Below are 625 nucleotides of genomic sequence, written 5' to 3' on the forward strand. Positions count from 1 at the left end.
CTGCAATGACACGACTTCGGCGGTACGCTTGAGCCCCGCTACATTGTCGGCGCGGAATCACTTGACCAGTGAGCTATTACGCACTCTTTCAAGGGTGGCTGCTTCTAAGCCAACCTCCTGGTTGTCTCTGCGACTCCACATCCTTTCCCACTTAGCGTACGCTTAGGGGCCTTAGTCGATGCTCTGGGCTGTTTCCCTCTCGACCATGGAGCTTATCCCCCACAGTCTCACTGCCGCGCTCTCACTTACCGGCATTCGGAGTTTGGCTAAGGTCAGTAACCCGGTAGGGCCCATCGCCTATCCAGTGCTCTACCTCCGGCAAGAAACACACGACGCTGCACCTAAATGCATTTCGGGGAGAACCAGCTATCACGGAGTTTGATTGGCCTTTCACCCCTAACCACAGGTCATCCCCCAGGTTTTCAACCCTGGTGGGTTCGGCCCTCCACACGGTCTTACCCGCGCTTCAGCCTGCCCATGGCTAGATCACTCCGCTTCGGGTCTTGAGCGCGCTACTATACCGCCCTATTCGGACTCGCTTTCGCTACGGCTCCCCCACACGGGTTAACCTCGCAACACACCGCAAACTCGCAGGCTCATTCTTCAAAAGGCACGCAGTCACGAC

1 rRNA gene is annotated in these 625 nt (G+C 57.1%); it reads right to left on the bottom strand.

Features of this window, described 5'->3' with window-relative positions:
- Positions 1-625, bottom strand: a 23S ribosomal RNA gene (locus FGD71_RS34890); the annotation flags it as partial.

Origin of the sequence: Streptomyces sporangiiformans, assembly GCF_005768555.2 — a bacterium.
Classification (GTDB): domain Bacteria; phylum Actinomycetota; class Actinomycetes; order Streptomycetales; family Streptomycetaceae; genus Streptomyces; species Streptomyces sporangiiformans.